Source organism: Limosilactobacillus secundus (assembly GCF_020784695.1).
Taxonomy (GTDB): Bacteria; Bacillota; Bacilli; order Lactobacillales; family Lactobacillaceae; genus Limosilactobacillus; species Limosilactobacillus reuteri_F.
In genome coordinates, this window is sequence record NZ_JAJGUA010000036.1 from 1 (window position 1) to 19,849 (window position 19,849).

General features: G+C 41.4%; 14 protein-coding genes and 1 pseudogene. 11 read left to right on the forward strand and 4 right to left on the reverse strand.

Going from position 1 to position 19,849, the window contains the following annotated elements; genetic code table 11:
- On the forward strand, nucleotides 1-294 hold a 294-nt coding region (gene tnpA / locus LMB57_RS06565), incomplete at its 5' end, for an IS200/IS605 family transposase (protein ID WP_229278044.1).
- Between the two features lie 143 nt (nucleotides 295-437).
- Here the strand turns inward: tnpA and LMB57_RS06570 are convergent.
- Nucleotides 438-1,373 (reverse strand): annotated as a pseudogene (locus tag LMB57_RS06570) (L-lactate dehydrogenase); the annotation flags it as partial.
- Nucleotides 1,374-1,385: 12 nt separating this feature from the next.
- Nucleotides 1,386-2,201, reverse strand: coding sequence for a bifunctional hydroxymethylpyrimidine kinase/phosphomethylpyrimidine kinase (gene thiD / locus LMB57_RS06575; protein WP_229271703.1), 816 nt, complete (start codon nucleotides 2,199-2,201; stop codon nucleotides 1,386-1,388).
- 360 nt (nucleotides 2,202-2,561) lie between these two features.
- Between thiD and argS the strand changes: the two genes are divergently transcribed.
- The 6 genes from argS (at nucleotide 2,562) to LMB57_RS06605 (ending at nucleotide 12,029) form a co-directional block, all read left to right on the forward strand.
- Nucleotides 2,562-4,250 carry an arginine--tRNA ligase gene (gene argS / locus LMB57_RS06580; RefSeq protein WP_229271704.1) on the forward strand — a complete coding sequence of 563 codons (1,689 nt, stop codon included), beginning with the start codon at nucleotides 2,562-2,564 and terminating at the stop codon, nucleotides 4,248-4,250.
- A 378-nt stretch (nucleotides 4,251-4,628) separates the two neighbouring features.
- A complete protein-coding gene (locus tag LMB57_RS06585; RefSeq protein ID WP_229271705.1) occupies nucleotides 4,629-6,794 on the forward strand; it encodes a PBP1A family penicillin-binding protein in 2,166 nt (721 codons plus the stop codon).
- Between the two features lie 48 nt (nucleotides 6,795-6,842).
- Nucleotides 6,843-7,214: a YlbF family regulator gene (locus LMB57_RS06590; RefSeq protein WP_229271706.1), complete on the forward strand. Its 372-nt coding sequence runs from the start codon at nucleotides 6,843-6,845 to the stop codon at nucleotides 7,212-7,214.
- 78 nt (nucleotides 7,215-7,292) lie between these two features.
- A complete protein-coding gene (locus LMB57_RS06595; protein WP_229271707.1) occupies nucleotides 7,293-8,477 on the forward strand; it encodes a metallophosphoesterase family protein in 1,185 nt (394 codons plus the stop codon).
- 3 nt (nucleotides 8,478-8,480) lie between these two features.
- Nucleotides 8,481-10,976, forward strand: coding sequence for an ATP-binding protein (locus LMB57_RS06600; protein ID WP_229271708.1), 2,496 nt, complete (start codon nucleotides 8,481-8,483; stop codon nucleotides 10,974-10,976).
- 114 nt (nucleotides 10,977-11,090) lie between these two features.
- Nucleotides 11,091-12,029, forward strand: a complete 939-nt coding sequence (locus LMB57_RS06605; protein ID WP_229271709.1) for a peptidylprolyl isomerase — start codon at nucleotides 11,091-11,093, stop codon at nucleotides 12,027-12,029.
- A 215-nt stretch (nucleotides 12,030-12,244) separates the two neighbouring features.
- Here the strand turns inward: LMB57_RS06605 and LMB57_RS06610 are convergent, their stop codons facing one another.
- Both LMB57_RS06610 and LMB57_RS06615 read right to left on the reverse strand, forming a co-directional pair.
- Nucleotides 12,245-12,475 (reverse strand): hypothetical protein, encoded by a 231-nt coding sequence (locus LMB57_RS06610; protein WP_229278140.1) that lies wholly within the window; start codon nucleotides 12,473-12,475, stop codon nucleotides 12,245-12,247.
- Nucleotides 12,476-12,477: 2 nt separating this feature from the next.
- Nucleotides 12,478-12,912, reverse strand: a complete 435-nt coding sequence (locus LMB57_RS06615) for an HIT family protein (RefSeq protein WP_229278141.1) — start codon at nucleotides 12,910-12,912, stop codon at nucleotides 12,478-12,480.
- A gap of 136 nt (nucleotides 12,913-13,048) precedes the next feature.
- Here LMB57_RS06615 and LMB57_RS06620 point away from each other — a divergent pair, with 136 nt between their 5' ends.
- The 4 genes from LMB57_RS06620 to LMB57_RS09815 all read left to right on the forward strand — a co-directional run.
- Entirely contained in the window at nucleotides 13,049-13,786 is a 738-nt protein-coding gene (locus tag LMB57_RS06620; RefSeq protein ID WP_229278142.1) for an ABC transporter ATP-binding protein, read from the forward strand.
- Nucleotides 13,779-14,981, forward strand: a complete 1,203-nt coding sequence (locus tag LMB57_RS06625; RefSeq protein ID WP_267493882.1) for an ABC transporter permease — start codon at nucleotides 13,779-13,781, stop codon at nucleotides 14,979-14,981. The genes LMB57_RS06620 and LMB57_RS06625 overlap by 8 nt, the downstream gene beginning before the upstream one ends.
- A 12-nt stretch (nucleotides 14,982-14,993) precedes the next feature.
- Nucleotides 14,994-15,635 carry a tRNA (guanosine(46)-N7)-methyltransferase TrmB gene (trmB, locus tag LMB57_RS06630; protein ID WP_229271714.1) on the forward strand — a complete coding sequence of 214 codons (642 nt, stop codon included), beginning with the start codon at nucleotides 14,994-14,996 and terminating at the stop codon, nucleotides 15,633-15,635.
- Between the two features lie 223 nt (nucleotides 15,636-15,858).
- Nucleotides 15,859-19,849 (forward strand): YSIRK-type signal peptide-containing protein (locus tag LMB57_RS09815; protein WP_267493883.1); only part of this gene is annotated, 3,991 nt, incomplete at its 3' end.

Genomic DNA, 19,849 nt, shown 5'->3' on the forward strand with positions numbered 1-19,849 from the left:
GGTCATATGATGCCAGATCATGTGCACTTGTTAGTAAGTATTCCGCCGAAGCTAAGTGTATCGCAGTTTATGGGATACTTAAAAGGGAAAAGTGCATTAATGATGTTTGATCGACATGCAAACTTAAAATACAAATATGGGAACCGACATTTTTGGGCTGAAGGCTACTACGTAAGTACAGTTGGATTGAATGAATCCACGATAAAGAAGTATATCCGAGATCAAGAGAAACATGATATAGCAATGGATAAGCTAACAAGTGTGGAATATTCGGACCCTTTTAAGGGTAAGTGAAGTAGTACAAACACCGCTTAAAGCGGTGGCAAAGTAGTCAGAGCATTTTGGCTTGAGCAAAGCGAAAGCCAGCGCCTTGAGACGCCGGCTTTTATTATCGGCTTATAGCCGATGTGCAAACCACCCGTTTGACGGGTGGTTATGATTTCAATCTTCGCTAAAACTTGATGCATTGCTTCAGCAGACTGTTGCATCTTTTTAACTTCATCTGACGTTAACGGATATTCAACGACCTGACTGATTCCTTGACTATTAATGATTGCAGGAGTTCCTAAGTACAGATCATTAATTCCGTACTGTCCATCAAGTGGAGCCGAAATGGGCAGGACAAGGTTCCGGTTTTCGATGATTGCCCGTGTAATATATGATAGGCATTTAGCGATTCCGTAGAAAGTAGCTCCTTTATTGGCAATTATTTGACTGCCAGCTTCGTGAACTGCTTTTTCAATTTCGCTTTTATCAGTATTTGAAAGGGCAGTAATTGTGTTGAGGGCTTTTCCGCCAACTGTAATTTCATTAAAAGCCGCAAAAGAAGTATCACCATGTTCACCAAGCATTAGGGCATCAATGACATTGACTGATAGGTGTAATTTCTTACTCAAGAGGACCCGTAGCCGCATTGAATCAAGAGAAGTTCCGGTTCCAATAACGCGTTCTTTAGGAAAACCGCTGATTCGTTGCGCAATTGTTGTAAGGATATCAACGGGATTGCTTGAGATGACGAAAACGCCAGTGAACCCACTTTTGACAATTGGTTCAATAATTGACTTAAGAATCGTAGTGTTTTTATTAACTAGGTCTAAACGTGTTTCACCAGATTTACGGGGAATCCCAGCTGTAATAACAACCACGTCAGCATCAGCGGTATCTTCATAAGTTCCCGCATAAATCTTTACTGGGTTTGTCAGGGGTGTAATATCAGCAAGATCAGCCGCATCCCCAACTGCTTTTGACCTTGTTCGATCTACCAGTACCAATTCATCAACTTCATTTGTTGACTGCAATAATGAAAAGGCAAATGATGAACCGACAGCACCGTCACCTATTAATACAACTTTATGCCTATACGTATCAAGCATCAAAAATTCCTCCTAATGCAGCTCCTTTTGCGCATCCCAATGATTGATTGGACCAAATTTATGACCAACCGTTAATGGATTTGCGATTGCTGCGTAAACGGCATCTTTAGCCTTTGTTACTGCTATTTTAACATTATTTCCCTTCGCAAGCTCGGCAGCAATGATTGCGGAGAAGCTATCGCCGGTTCCATTCAACCGATCAGTCTTAACAAAAGGTTTTTTGAGCCAGAAGCTATCGCCGTCTTCAAGAAGAACAAAGTCATCAACAGTTGTTTGGCTATCATCATTATGTGCGCCCTTAATCACCACGTTTTTTGCCCCTAAGGCTTGAAGATGATGAGCTGCTTTAACCCGTTCTTCATCTGTGGTCATTTCAATCCCTGTTAATTTTTGTGCTTCATAGAAATTGGGGGTAATGACAGTTGCAAGGGGAATAATTCGTTCACGAAACAGTTCATAGGCAGATTGTTCAAGCAACATTGCACCGTGCTTAGTAATAATCACAGGGTCAACAACTAACGGGCCAAAATGTTCAGGCGAATAGTTATCAGCAACGACATTAATTACATCGTCATTAGCAAGCATTCCAGTTTTGGCGGCTTTGATGTCAAAATCTTCACTTAATACCTTAAACTGTTCGGCAATAAATTCTTGAGGCATTACTTGAGAAGAGGTGATCCCGTAAGAATTGCCGGAAACAGCGGCGGTTAAAATACCGTGACCGTATACTCCATCTGCAAAAAAGGCATGAAGGTCAGCGGGCATTCCAGCACTCCCGTCTGAATCATGACCTGCAATTGTGACAGCTTGAATTGTAGGGTTTGTCATAAATAACTCATCAACCTTTCATTATTATTTAATGATAATAATTGTAACATATAATAAGTAAGAGAAAAGCAATAACCCACTCCTCATAGATTGGTTCTTGTTTTTAAATCGAAATTTGTTATAATGATTGAGTATGAAAATAGGATTTGAGGAGTAGTAGCATTTTAAAATCTACAGCGACCCTTTGTTGATGAGAGTTAGGGGCTTTTTAATTTGTGAAGGCGTGCCTCAGATATTTCAATTAAATCAATGAATGAGTGGAATTCTAATTCAATTAGAGTGGTACCGCGGGTAAATCTCGTCTCTAGTAAGCATAATGCTTATTAGGGGCGTTTTTTATAAGTATAAGGAGGAATATATATGAGCGATAAGCAACAAGTTGCAGCTGCATTGGCACAAGCATTGCCAGAGATGGATGTTAAGGAAATTGAAGCTAAGATTGAACGGCCAAAAGATTCTAGTAATGGGGATTATGCCTTCCCAACATTCTTTTTAGCTAAGACCTTACATAAAGCACCGCAAATGATTGCAAGTGAATTAGTTGAAAAGGTTGACCAAGACGGTTTTGAAAAGGTAGTAGTTGCTGGTCCATATATCAACTTCTTCCTCGATAAAGCCCAAGTTGGTGCTAAGATTTTGCAAACTATCTTAGCAGATCCTGAACATTATGGGGAGGTTGACCTTGGTCACGAAGCTAATGTTACGATTGATTATTCCTCACCAAACATTGCTAAGCCTATGGGAATGGGTCACCTTCGTTCAACTATGATTGGTGAAGCTGTTGCCCGGATTCTTGAAAAAGTTAACTACAACTTAATTCGGATTGATTACCTTGGGGATTGGGGTACTCAATTTGGTAAGTTAATGGCTGCTTATGAGATGTGGGGAGACGAAGCAGAAGTTAAGAAAGATCCAATTAATACTTTGCTTAAGTACTATGTGCGGATCAATAATGAAGCTGACGAACATCCAGAATACACTGAAGCAGGTCGTAACTGGTTTGCTAAGCTTGAACATGGTGACGAAGAAGCATGGCGGCTTTGGCACTGGTTCCGTGAAGTTTCTCTTGAACGGTTCCAACGTGTTTACAAGATGCTAGATGTTAACTTCGACTCATTTAATGGGGAAGCTTTCTCTGCTCAAAAGATGGAAGAACCTATCCAATTGTTACGGGACAAGAACTTATTGAAGCCTAGTCGTGGTGCAGAAATTGTTGATCTTGATGAATATAACTTACCACCATTACTAATCATCAAGAGTAATGGAACGACAACGTACATCACTCGTGACTTGGCAACTGCACTTTTCCGGAAGCGGATGTATGGTCATGCTAAGTCCCTTTACGTTGTTGGTGCTGAACAAGAAACTTACTTTAAGCAATTACGTGCGGCCTTAAAGGAAATGGACTTCAACTGGTGGGATCAAATTGAACACATCTCCTTTGGTTTAATGAACTTAAACGGTAAGAAGATGTCTACGCGGAAGGGTAATGTTGTTTCCCTTGAAGACGTACTGAATGATTCGATTGATTTAGCGCGGAAGCAAATTGCCGAAAAGAACCCTGACCTTGAAAATGCTGATGAAGTTGCTAAAGAAGTCGGTGTTGGTGCCGTTATTTTCCATGATTTAAAGAACTACCGTCGGAATGCCGTTAACTTCAAGCTTGAAGATGTTGTTAAGTTTGAAGGGGAAACTGGCCCTTATGTTCAATATGCTCGTGCTCGTGCTGAGAGTATCTTACGTAAGGGTGGCATCCGGGACTTTAGCAATGTTGACTTGACAAGGGCCGGTGCTGAAGCTTGGGAATTAATCAGCTTCCTTGGCCAATACAGCGAAGCAATCAAGCGGGCCGCCTTAAACTACGATCCATCAGTAATTGCTAAGTATGCCCTTGAATTGGCTAAGAAATTTAACCAATACTACGCTCACACTCGGATCCTTGATAAGGATGAAGCTCAACCAGCACGGTTAGCTCTTACTCAAGCAGTTAGTGATGTGCTCAAATCTGCCCTTGACTTACTTGATATCAAGGCACCAGATGAGATGTAAATAAAAAGCGAGTGGAGAACAGCCTTGTGGTGACGCGAAGCTAGTTCCATTTTATCTTGTATTATTTGTGAAAATAGAAGAGGGAGAGGCTGAGAAAAAACTTCGTTTTTTCAACAGCCTCTTTATTTATACGAAATTTATTTAAGATATCGTGGAAATTAACCACAAGGCTCGAGGCTAAGTCCGAACGATAATCAGCCCGTGCCGTGCTAATCACCGTTCTATCCTTAGCCCACCGCCTTGTCGAGACGGTTAATTCCCACTCACTACCTCTTCATTTTTAATTTCTGGTAAAGCTGGCGGAGAAAATAGCTTACCATTTACCAAAATGTGATAAAATAATTGTCAGCTTTTTGAAATGAAAATGGAGATTTGTTAATGAATCGTGAACCACAATCTAATTCAGATTTGAAAGAGCGAATCATGAAGTGGTTAAAAAAGACTTGGGCGTCATTCCGAGTTTGGTTTAAACACTATTGGCAGCTCTTTGTTGCGATGCTGAAAAAGTTCTGGCATCGTTATCAATTAACGCGATGGATCATTGTTATTTTTCTAGGAATTTTCTTAATTACCAGTATCCATTTGACGTTTGTTGCTAAAACTGCAGATGTTAAAAATCTTAAGAATCGGTTGCAACGGCCAACAATGATTTATGATCGTAGCAATCAATCGGCCGGGAGTCTATATGCTCAAAAAGGAACTTATGTGGAATTGAAAGATATTTCTTCAAATGTTCCTAATGCGGTCCTCTCGACTGAAGACCGGAACTTCTATCATGAACACGGCTTTTCAGTTAAAGGGTTAGGTCGGGCTGGCTTCTTACTAGTGAAAAATAAACTTCTTCACCGTGATTATATCTCTGGTGGCGGTAGTACTTTAACACAACAACTGGTTAAGAATGCCTTTTTGACGCAACAACAGACCTTCTCCCGAAAGGCCCGGGAAATTTTTATTGCGGTTGAGGTAGAAAACCAATACAGCAAAAATGAGATTTTAACAATGTATCTCAATAATGCCTACTTTGGTCATGGGGTATGGGGAGTTCAAGATGCGGCAAAGCGTTACTTCAATGAAAATGCCAGTCAGTTAACGGTACCCCAAGCAGCTACCCTGGCTGGAATGCTGACCTCACCAGGGATATACGACCCAGTCGAACATCCAACAGCGACGAAGCAACGACGGAATATGGTTCTTCAGCTGATGGTTGAAAATCATAAGTTGAGTCAAAGTGCAGCAGATCAGTATAAGCAGACACCGTTGAATATCACCAACGGCTACGTGCCCAATGATAGTTATAAGTACCCGTACTTCTTTGATGCAGTTATTGCCGAAGCAGAAAGCCGTTATCATATTTCGGAAAAAGATATTATGAATAATGGTTATCGGATTTATACTACTCTTGATCAAGATCAACAGCGGTCAATGCAGCAAACTTATGATGATGACGATAACTTCCCGCAGAACTCAGCCGATGGCACAATGGTTCAATCAGCCTCGATTGCGATGAATCCGAAAAATGGGGGAATTACCGCGGTCGTTGGTGGACGTGGGAAACATGTCTTCCGGGGATTTAACCGCTCTACTCAGATGCGTCGTCAGCCCGGGTCGACAATTAAGCCAATTGTAGTATACACGCCGGCCCTAGAGCATGGGTATTTCTATGACTCAACGCTTCAAGATAAGAAACAATCGTATGGAACTAATAATTACACACCAAAGAATTACGATGATACTTATAGCGGGACGGTGCCGATGTATAAGGCTCTTTATGAGAGTCTTAATGCTCCGGCAGTCTGGTTATTAAATAAAATTGGTGTCAATCGTGGTTATGACATGGCAAAGAAGTTTGGCTTGCCAGTTGAAAAGGGTGATAAGAACCTTGCGTTAGCCCTCGGTGGAATGACCCGTGGAGTATCACCGCAACAAATGGCTCGTGCTTATGCAGTCTTTGCCAATGATGGGTTAATGCCATCCCCGCACTACATTACCAAGATTGAAGATGCCTCTGGAAAGGTGATTGCCAAAAATGATGGTAGCAAGAATAAGCGGATCATTTCTGGTAAGACAGCCAAAGAAATGACTAGTATGCTGATCGGCGTATTTGATCATGGAACTGGTGAAACGGCTAAACCAAGTGGATATACGCTTGCTGGTAAAACTGGGACCACAAACTCAGGAGTAAAAGGCGATGATTCCAATGATCGTGATAAGTGGATCGTGGGTTATACGCCAGATGTAGTGGTTGCAACGTGGGAAGGTTATGATGATACAAATCAAAACCATACCTTAAACGATATTTCTGAACGGAGCATTAACTACCTTTATAAGAATGAAATGAGTGCGATTTTGCCAAATACTGCTGGAACCAAATTCACGGTTAAAGATGCTCAAACACGGGCAAATGAAAAGACAAAGGGTTCCTCTAAAGGTTGGGGATCATTCCTCAAAGATGGGGGTGACTTTGTAAATAACTTTAACCAATCAGTAAATAACTTTGGTAATAAGGCGAGTCAATGGTGGAGTAATGTTCGATCGCTTTTCTAGGATAATATGATACAATTAATCTAAGAACGAGATAAAGGAGACTTTTACATGGTTGTAAATATTTATGATACTGCAAATGAACTTAGTCGCCAATTGCGCGAAACTCAAGAATATCAAGGATTACAAAAGGCTTTTGAAGCATTAAAGGCTGACAGTGATACTTTTGACACCTTCAAGAAGTTCCAACAAGCACAAGCGGATGCTCAACATAAACAAATGACTGGTCAACAACCAACTGATGATGAAATTAAAAACATCCAAAACCTTGCCAAGGAAGTAAGCGGCAAGAAGGTTGTTCAAGACTTGATGAACCAAGAACGGCAAATTGATAGTATGCTTCAACAATTGAATAAGACAATTACAAGTCCAATTCAAGAGCTTTACAGTGAAGTAATGCCAAAGATGCCAGGACAAGAATAATTAATTTATTACGATCCAAGTAAGGGGCTGGGAGAAAGCAAAATTTTTCTCAGCTCCTTTATTATTAAGAGGAAAATTATGAGATTTATTCATACAGCCGATTTACACCTTGATAGTCCCTTTTTAGGATTGACGTCGATGCCCAAGTCATTACGGGAACGCGTCCACTCATCGACGTTTGCTGCTTTTCAAAAGATTGTTGATGATGCGATTGACTTAAAAGTCGATTTTATTTTAATTAGCGGGGATATTTATGACCGTGATCAGCAAAGTATTGCCGCTACTGATTTTTTCATTAAGCAATGTGAACGACTTAATCAAGCCCACATCCCAGTTTATCTACTTTATGGTAACCATGATTATCAAATTGTCCAAGATACGGGAGAGCTTCCAGCAAATGTTCATGTTTTTAGCAATCGGGTAACGACTACCACCCTTACTTTGGCAAATCATAACACTGTTGCTGTCTCAGGCTTTAGTTATGATCAACGATGGATTAAAGAAGATCAAGTGAAGAAATATCCACCAAAACGAAATGAAACCTGGCACATTGGGATGCTTCACGGAGCAGTCCGGCAAAGTCAAGATAACCATTATGCTCCGTTTACGATCGATGAATTAATCGCTAAAAATTATGATTATTGGGCACTTGGCCATATTCACAAGCACCAAACTTTGAATGAGAAGCCACCAATTATTTACAGTGGTAATCCACAGGGACGACATAAAAATGAGGCCGGACAGCATGGCTACTATTTAGTGGAAAGTCAGGGCAATAAACTTGTGCCGCAATTTAAACCAGTTGCGGAAATTGAATGGACAAGTCTAACCGTCAATGCTTTATCAACTAGTAGTCTTGCTGAAGTGGAGCAATCCCTGTCGCAAGCAATTGATAACAAACTTAAAAAAGTACCATTCCAACTGGTAAAGCTTACGATTGCTAACGTTGAGCAACTTTCACCAACGATTCGACACCTGCTTGCAAATGGGGATGTCCTTGAACACCTCCAAGACCAAAATGCCGATAATGGTAAATGGTGGGTCTATAACCTCTTGCTCCACCAGCAAAACGCATTGCCATCAATGACTGATCTAGATGAACAGTATTGGCAACAAGCTGCCCAAGAAGTATTTACGCTTGCTAATATTGCAGAATTAACGAAAAGCTTAGCACGGGATGCTGATTTAGCAGCTAAGTTGACAAGCCTTGATCTTCAACAACTGAAGCAAGCAACAACTCAATTATTGCGGCGGGAGGATTAGCATATGGAAATAAAGAAAGTTCATATCGATGGCTTTGGCAAATGGCATGATCAAGATTTTGACTTCACAGCTGATCCCCAAATAATTTATGGCCCTAATGAAGCCGGGAAGACAACTCTGATGGCCTTCCTTGTTAGTATTTTATTTGGCTTTGTGGATGGGCGGGGAAAAAACCGGTTTGCCCAGTATATTCCGAAAACTACTTCTAGTTATGGGGGAAGTTTATTAGTTGAGATTAATGGTCATGATTACTTGATTAAACGGCAACGCGGGCGAAATGGCGGTAAGGTTAGTGTGACTGATTCACAAGGACGGCAAGGTGGTGAGCAAGAATTAAAGCAACTGCTTGGCCCGATGGATCGGTCACTCTATCAAGCCCTTTTTAGTTTTGGTCAACGAGACTTAACGGCTGTGGATGAACTTAATCGGGATGAGTGGCAGCAACATCTGCAGCAACTAGGGGCAGTTGGTAGTGCACAGTGGGACCAGTTGATCAGTCAGTACCAGAAACACGCTGACCATCTCTATAAACCCCGCGGACGGAAATGGCCGCTTAATCAAGACCTTCATCAATACGCGGATTTGACGGATAAAATTGATCAAGCGCGTGGTAAATTTCACCGTTATCAGGAGCTGCAGACGAATTTGCGAACAAATGAAGAAAAATTGCGTCAAGCACAGGCAGACCTGACGAACCACCAGCCGCTTTTGCAAAAACTGGAGCATTTACAGCAGTTGTGGCCGGTTTACCACGAATGGCAAAGTAGCCACCAAACTCGGTCGCTTGCTGATTATTTAACTGATCAGCAAGTTACGACGGCTCAAGAACTACAAGTGAGAGAAAAAGAACTTCATCGCCAACAACAAGCCTATCAAGAGCGGTTGACAACTATTGACCATCAGGCTCCACAAGCAACTAAGCATTCGCCACAAAGTATCCAGGAAATTCAACGTCTTAAGGAGCAAGCGGTTGAATTACAAGCAGAAGAGGCTTTGCAGCACCGTCAACAAACGCAAGTTAAGCAGTGGCAGCAGGAATTAACTACAATTAAAACTCGCTACCATCAGCCCTTGCCAACGCCACTAGCTCCCCAAGAAAAAACAGAACTTGTTCGGCTTCTTAATGTCCAACCGCTTTCTCGGGCAAATGCTAGCCAGTCAACAGGAGATCCTTCTCGGGCCGCAATGATCGGAATTGTCGGCGGCTTTGTCCTTTTTATCGTCGGGTTGTTAGCGAATGCGACTTTTATTACCGCTATCGGAGCAATTATGGCCTTTGCGACAGTTATGTATCTTTATTATCAACGCCAGGGAAATTCTGCTCCTGCTCCAGCAACGACAGATTCCCAAGCGATCATGGCGTTTGGTCAAAAACACGGCTTACAGGATTTTCCGCCTGATCAATGGCTATTAATGCAGGGAGATTTACAACGAACTGCCGAATTAGTTGCCCAGCTCCAAACTGCCAAACAAGATCAGCAAAGATATGAACACCGACTCGCTACCTTTAACCAACAACTGCCACCAGCTTTGCAAAATCTAACGCTGGCGGTTGTTAGGACTAAATTAGATGATTTGCTGGAACAAGGGCAACAAGCTCGCCAGGATATTCAAGCGAATACCCGGGAAAAAGCAACGATTGCTAACAATTTAGCCCGAATCAATCAAGACTACAATAAAATTCACCAGCAAAAAATGGCGATTTACCAGCAAGCTGGGGTCCATGATGATAATCAGTTTACCCAGTACTTAGCAAATCGCTCTGCAGCACAATCACAAGCCTTAGCATCAGATGCCTATGGACAACAATTGACCGCAGAAGACCGCCAAGCCCTTGCCGCATACGCAAGTAGAGATGAGCTAATAACGGCTTTATCGAAGTCTCGACACCAGCTTGATCAGCTCACCCGAACAATCTCTCGTACCCACGAGGAGATTCAAAAAGATAAAGTTGAAATTGATAGCTTAGTTAAAGATGGAACCCTCAGCAATCTGGAACAAGAACGGGCCAACCTAGCCGCTAAGATTTGGCGTGAAGTACAAGAATGGTTAAGGTACCAATTGGCGATTCAGTGGGTTAATAAGGCCCTTGCAGGAGCTTCATCTGATCGTTACCCTGCAATCATTCGTCAGGCGGAGCAATATTTTGCCTTGCTTACTGATCACCGCTATTCCCAGATCGACTTAACGGCAGATGGGGTCAAGGTGGTGCGAAAGGATCAAGAAGTCTTTTTAGTGGAAGAATTGTCGCAGGGAACGGCTGAACAATTATATATTGCTCTCCGCCTTGGCTTTGTCACCGTGATGAGTGACCAAGCTAATTTCCCGGTGATTATTGATGATGGGTTTGTTAATTTTGATAACGTTCGTCGACAACGAATGCTGGCCTTGCTAGAAAAAATTGCTGAGAAGAATCAAGTTATCTATTTTACAGCTGATGACCGAATTAAGGACCTTGACGTTAAAATTCTCGACTTGCAAGCATTAAAACGTGAATAAATTATGAAGATGGTATAAACATTTATTTAGGAGACTGGCACGAAAAAATAAGTGTGGTATATTGGATGAGTGAAGTTATCGAAAAAATATTTTGTTTAAGGATGTGTTTCTTACATGAAATCCAAAAAGTTAATTGCTATCATTGCAGGAGCCGCATTGATGATGCCGCTTGCTGCCTGTGGAAATAAAGCAGTCGCTACTACTAGCGGTGGTAAAATCACTGAGAGTGAATACTACAGCAGCATGAAGCAAACCAGTGCTGGTAAGCAAGTGCTTCAACAAATGATCTTAGATAAGGTCTTGGAGAAGCAATACGGTAAAGAAGTCAGTGATAAGCAAGTTAATGCGCAATACAATACCTACAAGAGTGAGTACGGTTCAGACTTTAATGCTTACCTTCAAAGTCAAAACTTAACTGAAAAGTCATTGAAGCAACAAATTCGGTCAAACTTACTCTTGACTGCCGCTGCTCGTCACTACTCCCACATCACTACTAAGCAGATCAATAAGCAATGGACCAAGTACCAACCTAAAGTTCAAACCGCGACGATCCTTGTTGGTAGTAAGTCCGATGCTGAAGATATCATTAACCAATTAAATGACTCCAGCAACAAGTACAAGACTTTCAAGAAGCTTGCAAAGTCCAAGTCAACTGATAGTCAAACTAAGAACAACGGTGGTAAGCTTCCAGCCTTTGATAATACTGACAACCAACTTGACTCCGCTTACAAGAAGGCTGCCTTTAAGTTGAAGACTGGTGAATATACTACGACTCCAGTCAAGACTGATGACGGTTACCAAGTAATTTACATGATCGAACACCCAGCTAAGGGTAAGAAGAGTCAACACATCAATGACTTGAAGAACCAAATTGTTCAAGAAAACATGAACAACCAAAACTTTATGCGGAAGGTTGTTTCAAATGTCTTGAAGAAGGGTAACGTTTCAATCAAGGAAAACGATGTTAAGAATATTCTTGATGATTACCTTAACTCAAACGCAACTGCAAGCAGCTCCAGCAATAACAGCAGTAGTGCTAGCTCAAACAAGTAAAATAGGGTATAAAAATAAGAGGATGAGAAAAAACAAAAGTTTTTTCTCATCCTCTACTCATTTACCGAATAATAGTAAGATAACGTGGCACTAGCTTCGCGTCGCCACAAGGCTCGAGTCTAAGTACGAACGATAATCAGCCCGTGCCGTGCTAACCATCGTTCTAGCTTAGCCAACCGCCTTGTCGAGAAGGTTATTTTCCACTTCCTTATTTTTTACTTCTTCTTTTCATCTGAATCAATCTTGAGCACATCCAGAATAATCTGAATACGGTTCAGCCGGGGTTCAGTCTTAAACTTCCACTTCTTAACATCACGTTCAACATCGTTAATAAACTTTTGCACACCTGGGATGGCAGCTTGTAGTTCATCGATGCTGTTCTTCAACTGTGAAACTTCGGTGCTGAGCCGTTTGAATTCTTCTTGAATTTCTTTTAGCCGTTGCATAACTAGTCTTCTTTCATTTGATCGATGATTGATTGTTGGATTTTTTTGTACTTTTCATCGTTGTAGTTACCAGAATTGTCCTTAAAAATCATCTTAAAATCATCATCACTAGTGTACCGAGGAATCAAGTGGAAGTGGGAGTGGAAGACTGATTGGTAAGCAACCTCACCATTGTTGTTAACCACGTTCATTCCCTTAATGGCTGGGTTAGAAGCCTTCACTGCCCGCGCAATCTTTGGAATACGAGCAAATACTTGGGCAGCGAGCTCAGCATCGTAGGCAAATAAATCGGGAACATGTTTCTTCGGGATGACCAGGGTGTGACCAGGTGTCCCTTGTGAAATATCAAGGAAAGCCTTTACGACATCATCTTCATAGACTGTGTAGCTAGGAATCTCACCGTTAATGATTTTGCAGAAAATACAATTATCGTCCATATTAATCGCTCCTTTTGAAGATTAAACTTATTCTAAGTATACCGAAAAATTCGTGCTCTTGCATGATTTAGTAGAAGAAATAACCTATGATATAATAAAAAGATATGACTAAGCAATCAATAAGAAGGGATGAATAATGGCTTTAGAGATAAATAAACTTGTTGGTGGATATTCACAGATTCCTGTACTAAAGGATGTCAGTTTTGATGTGCAACCAGGCGAGCTAGTTGGTCTGATCGGTCTAAACGGTGCCGGAAAGTCAACAACGCTAAATCACGTTATCGGCTTATTGCGACCATTTTCGGGATCAATTAAGATTAACGGTCTTACTATCCAAACCAAGCCAGAAGAGTATAAAAAGCAGATCGCCTATGTTCCCGAAACGCCCATTCTTTACGATGAATTAACGCTTCGTGAACACATTGATTTGACAATCATGGCCTATGAACTCGATCATGACCAGGCTTGGCAACGGGCGACAAAGCTACTAAAACTTTTTCGGCTAGATAATAAACTCGATTGGTTCCCCGCTAACTTTTCTAAAGGGATGAAGCAAAAGGTAATGATCTGCTGCGCCTTTATGACGAAGGCCAAGCTATTGATCATTGATGAACCATTTTATGGGCTGGATCCCTTGGCTGTTCATGATTTGTTAGACCTGATCGAGCAAAAGAAAAAGGAGGGGGTCGCGGTTTTAATGTCGACCCACGTCCTTGATACAGCGCAACGTTACTGTGATCGCTTTGTCTTATTGGCAGATGGAAAGGTCCGGGCACATGGAACCTTAGAAGAATTACGAGCCGCTGGTGATCATGCTGGTGAATCCTTAGATGAGATTTACTTACATCTTGCAAAGGGTGATCGTGATGAATAAGTTATTTAGCAAGCGTCGTAGTCAACACTTCATGCTTCTCTTGCGTTACTGGCGACTAGTCTTCAATGACCACTTTGTCATCGCCTTGTTTTTCCTGTTCGGAGCCTTAGCGTATGGGTATTCTCAATGGCTGCCAACCTTGGGACCGCATGAATGGTGGACCCGGTTGATCTTGATCGGCTGGTTTACTGTCATCGCCCAAATTGGTCGCCTTGCAACGCTGATCAAAAAGCCAGACCCGATTTTTCTCTTGCCGCAAGTTGAAGGAATCCATCGTTACCTTAACCAGGCAACCTGGTATAGCTTAATCTTAGCGGAGATAATGACGGTGGTCGGTGCCTTTATTGCCTTGCCGTTTGCGTTAACGACAGAAAAGCTCAGCAGTGCCGAGATTGTGACGATCTTTTTAGTTGCCATTGTTAATAAGGCCGATTGGATGCATGTAGCTCGTAAATCATTGAGTTTGCGCTGGGGTAATCAACAGTGGCGAACTCGGCTAGAATACTGGGTAAACCCGCTGCTCGCTTCAATCGCAATGTGGCTCGTTAATCCCTATGTCGGTCTTGTTGTGGCGGTGCTTTTGTACTTAGCAGTAATTGTCTACTATCGTGATCTCGCTGTTAATTGGCGGATTGCCGTCAAGGCGGAACAAGACCGGATGTACAGTGTCTACCGTTTCTTTAACCTCTTTACTGATGTGCCAAGTGTTCAAGGAAATACTAAACGGCGAAAGTGGGCAGATGGCCTGATCCGCTGGTTAAGCAAGGATGGTCAACCATGGTCTTACTTATACGCCCGCGCATTTGTCCGGAGTACCGAAGTGAGCGGGATTGTCAGTCGGTTGACCCTGCTAGGAATGTTGATTGTCTTCTTACTGCCAGCAGGTTGGCTGAGTACCGTGGTGGTCGTGCTCTTTATTTACCTGATCGCGACCCAGCTGATGCCACTCTATGACCAGTATGAATCGAATGTCTTTACCCATATCTATCCGATCCCTGCTAGCCAGCAACAGGTAGACTTCAAGCAGCTATTAGCCAAGGTGACGGCGCTTGAAGCACTACTGATCGCTCTTGCTAGTATCGGTTGGCAGTTGAATGTCGGCCAGATGGTAATTAATCTTATTATTGCGGCAGTGGAAGTGGTCTTATTAAGTCGCTTCTACTTCAACGTCAGAGTCAAAAAACTAATGAAATGAGGATTTTAATTTATGCGTGTTAAACATAAAAAGTGGGCTGATCCATTAATTGCTGCCCATCCCGAACTAATGATTGATGATGCTACTCAATTTAAGGGTAAGTGGCAATCACGGTTTGCCAAAGAACAACCCCTTCACTTAGAAGTGGGGATGGGAAAAGGGCAATTTATCATTGGCATGGCGAAGGCTCATCCAGAAATCAACTTTATCGGTCTGGAGATTCAGCGGACCGTTGCGGCAATCGCCCTTAAAAAAGCGCTCGAGGAAGACTTGCCAAACTTGCAATTAATTTGTGGGGATGGGGAAGACTTGCAAGAATACTTTGAAGATGGGGAAGTTGCAAAGATGTACCTTAACTTCTCTGATCCATGGCCGAAGAAACGCCATGCTAAACGGCGGTTGACCTACAAGACCTTCTTAGCAACCTATCAGCAGATCCTCCAAGATCAAGGGGCAATTGAATTGAAGACTGATAACATGGGTCTCTTTGAATTCTCCTTGGAAAGCATGAATAACTATGGGATGATCTTTGATGGTGTCTGGTTAGACCTGCACCACAGCGAAGAAAATGAACATAACATTGAGACAGAATATGAGCAAAAATTTGCGGCGAAAGGCCAACCAATCTATAAGCTAATTGCTAATTTTAAGTAAAATACTAGTCAGTAAGTAGACGAATACTTGCTGACTAGTATTTTTTTGCTGGGGTGAGAAATCGATTTCTTTATAGCAATCTCAAGTGAAAAAGTATATTTAAAAGTGATTCCGCCATAAATAGAATGATAATTTTGTGTTTATGATTCGATAAATATGTGCTAGAATGTTTTCGAAAAATAAATTATAAGTTATGACGTACAAATATATGGGGGGATATTGAATGTCTAAAAATAATGCACAAGAATATGTACGCAAAATGGAACGACAACGGCAACGATTTGGTTTACGCAAACTCAGTGTTGGTGTTGCGTCGGTCTTATTAGGAACGACATTTATGGTCGGGGGTACCGTAGCACACGCCGATAGTAATGTAAATGACAATAGCATTGCGACTATTAATGCAAGCGATGCAGATAATCAAGACAAGCAAGTAACTACAAGCAATCATACTGCTCAAGATAATGTGAATTTTGAAGCAAATAAGACTTCTGAAAGCAATGTAGATGATACTCAAACTTCAAAAGATTCTACTGAAGATAAAATTGCTTCAACTCAAGAAAGTAATCAAGTTCAAAAAGATCAATCTAATAACGTAACTGCAACTACTAATAAGAGTGCTCAAGATTCTAAAGAAACTACTACTTTGAATCTTCAGTCTGCACAACCAGTAGTGGCTTCTGCTCTTAAAGAATCTAAAGCTGCTGAACCTACCAAACAAGTTACGGCAATTCTTAATATTTATGATTATAAAGCTAATGATCCAAAGACACCTGATGTAAATAAAGGTAATGGAGTAGCATTCCCCTACACTGGAAAATTTACAGATGGCTTATCAATTAAAGATGCAATTCAGGCGCAAATTGATGCGGATACCCAAAAGCAATTAGCTTATAAAGACCAAGGTACTGCAATTGTTCCTGATAAAGATGGTCTTCCTACTGCAATTGGAGTCTCACCTGTGATTTATGGGGATTTTACGGATGGTGATTTAGGCGGATATCATTTCCGAGATGAGACAACAGCGACATATACTAAAGATCAAAGTGTTAAACTAGTTGATGATTATAATAAATGGTTTGATTATAAGAAGGCTAATTTTGCATTGGCCGGTTATAAATTAGCCGATCAAGATGAACAAGTTATTAATCTAGATGATCCGATTGAAGACGGTAAGACTTATAATATCTATGTTAATCACCAACTTTCGGTTGTGAATGTCTATCACTGGACCGAGTTGAAGCGAACTGTTGAATTTAAGTATTATTATAATCAAAATGATAAGAATGCTACTGCTGCAGATTCGATCACTAAGAACGGGTATTATAATGATGGGAAATATAATAGCACTCAAACTTCTCTTACACATTTGATTGACAATTCACGGGTTCCTCAATTTAGTAATTTACCATCAACAACTGGCCCATCTACAAAAATTAGTGATACTAATAGCTTTGAAACACGACTTGTGCCTGATGATTTAAAAACAACTAAAGATCAAAATAAAGTAATCTATGATACTATTTATGGCCGATATGTTGATTTGGCTTTAGGCTTAATTACCGATAAAGATGGCAATTTAAACAATTATGGGAGTGCCACCAAGGTGCAACCAAGTGGTACTGTTTTATTTGAAGGCGAACCAGTAAAACAGATAGATAATTGGCATACTTTTGATCCCGATGTGCCGGATACGGGTAGTGAGGATATTAATGATCCAGATACCTATTCCACTAATCTCGGAAGTTTTAATAAAGGAACAGGAGATAGCATTGAACACGTTGATAACCCGGCTACAACTACTATTTACTACTATCACGATCAACCGGTAGATATCACATTTGAAGATGTAACTAACGGAGACGCAAATGCATCTATCTTGTCTAACTTTACTGCAAGTAAACAATTGCGGGTAGATTTAAACAGTGAATACATCCCTGGCAAGCCACACACTACCCCAAAGGATAAGAAAAATAATAAAAACCAAAAGTATGAAACTTATAGTTATCAAGCTCAGGACAACACTTATGATACCAATGCTATTAACGTTGATCCATCAGGTACTTTAAAGTCAAGTAAATCTTTAAACTATGCTGATGTCTTGAAAGCTTACACTGATAATGGTTATGCGTTAGTTTCAAGTGATCCAGATGATTTAACTTATGAACTTGAAGATGTCTATGATAATAACCGCAATTTGCAACATAAAAAGCGTGTAGTTAAGTTGGTTCACCGTGCTGTCGCACATACTGATACTAAGACTGCTACTCGTACCATTCACTATGTAGCTAATACTAAGGATGGCAAGCAGTTACAAGACGATACTACACAAAATGTAACTTTAACTAGCAGTACTTACTATACGGATGCTGTAACAGGCAACCGCGTAAATGCAAAACAAGATGCAAATGGCGATTGGATTGTAGATACCGCTAATACTGATCCGGTTCCTGCAATTACTTGGACTGTAAATGCTGACAAGAGTACTGGCTTGACAACAGATAATAAGAACTTTGCTGCCATTACAACTCCAGAAACTATTACCTTAGATGCTGCCGAAGCTGCAAAGCGTGGAACTGATGGAGGCGAATGGTACTTAGTTTCAAGTGACAAGAACGGTGAAGTATCTTATGGCGATCCAACTAGCGACACTTGGAAGAGCGATACTCCTAATAAGATTGCTGATGGTTACTTGGTCTACAAGCAAAAAGCTCAATACAACATTCACTACATTGATGTTAATGGCGTTGAAGATAAGACTACTTATGCTCCAACTGACGGTCATGAACTTACTGATCGTTTAGTACAAAACGTTGGTGAAGGCAAACGTATCTTTGTTGGCGATACTCCAGATGCAACCAGCAAGTTATGGAGTCCAGCAGATTACGAAAAAGCTGGCTATGTTTTAGTTGGTTTATCTGATAATGCCAAGGGTGATTTACTCGGTAAGCAAACTTTAACCCATGGCGTCCAAGATCAATACGTATACTTGAAGCACGCAGTGAAGACCATTACGCCAAACACTCCAGTTGATGAAGTGCCAAAAAATCCAGAGGGCAATCCAATTGTAGACCCAAGTGATTTACATAAAGAATTCCACCGGACTATCTTCTACAAGGCTAATACAACTGACGGTCAAACTTTAATGGGTCAAACCGATCAAAAGACTGAATTCAACGGTACGATTGCTTATGACGTTGTAACTGGTCAAACCACTACTCCAGAAACTATCAAGGATGCTAATGGTAAGAACGTTCAAGTTGCAACTACCAAAGCTGGCAAGATTGAATGGAACCATGAAACTCAAACTATGGATGGTGTTCGTCGTCAGTACATTACCTTAAACAAGGGCGACAAGTACGCAACTTCTGATGATATGGTTGGTACTTGGCACTGGATTAGTGGTACAGCTAACGAGATCACTTTGAAGCCAACTTCAGATAATCCTGAAGATCTTGTATTAGTTTATGAAAAGAACAAGGGTGAAAGTGGTCCGGACGAAGATCATGACTTGCCAAAAGTTGATGTTAAAGTGGAAACAAAGACCTTCACTAGAACTGTTGTCTACCGTGGAACTAAAGATGGCGGTGTTCACTTTGAAAGTGTTAACGGGTCTCCAGATGGTAAGAACACTTACAAGCAAACTACCACCTTTACTAGAAACATTTTCTCAACTACCGATAAAGATGGTAAGGTAACGATTCTTGAAACTGATCCATGGACAGCCAAAGATGCCACTTTTGGTGAAGTTATTTCTAAGACACCTGGCGAAGTTGGCTATGATGAAGTTGACATCAAGGCAGTTAATGCCCGGACAATTGATCCAGATAAGGATAATCCTAATTTAGGAACAATTACCGTCACATATCGGGCTACTCCAGCACAACCGACAAGTCAGCCGAGTGAACAACCAACCGCTCAACCGACTGAACAGCCAACGAGTCAACCAACCGCTCAGCCAACAAGTCAGCCGACTGCCCAGCCAACAGAACAACCGACGAGTCAGCCAACTGAGCAACCAACAGAACAACCGACGAGTCAGCCGACCGCTCAGCCAACAGTTCAACCGACTGAGCAACCGACGAGTCAACCAAGTGAGCAACCAACCGCTCAACCGACTGAACAGCCAACTGAGCAACCAACAGAACAACCGACGAGTCAGCCGACCGCTCAGCCAACAGTTCAACCGACTGAGCAACCGACGAGTCAACCAA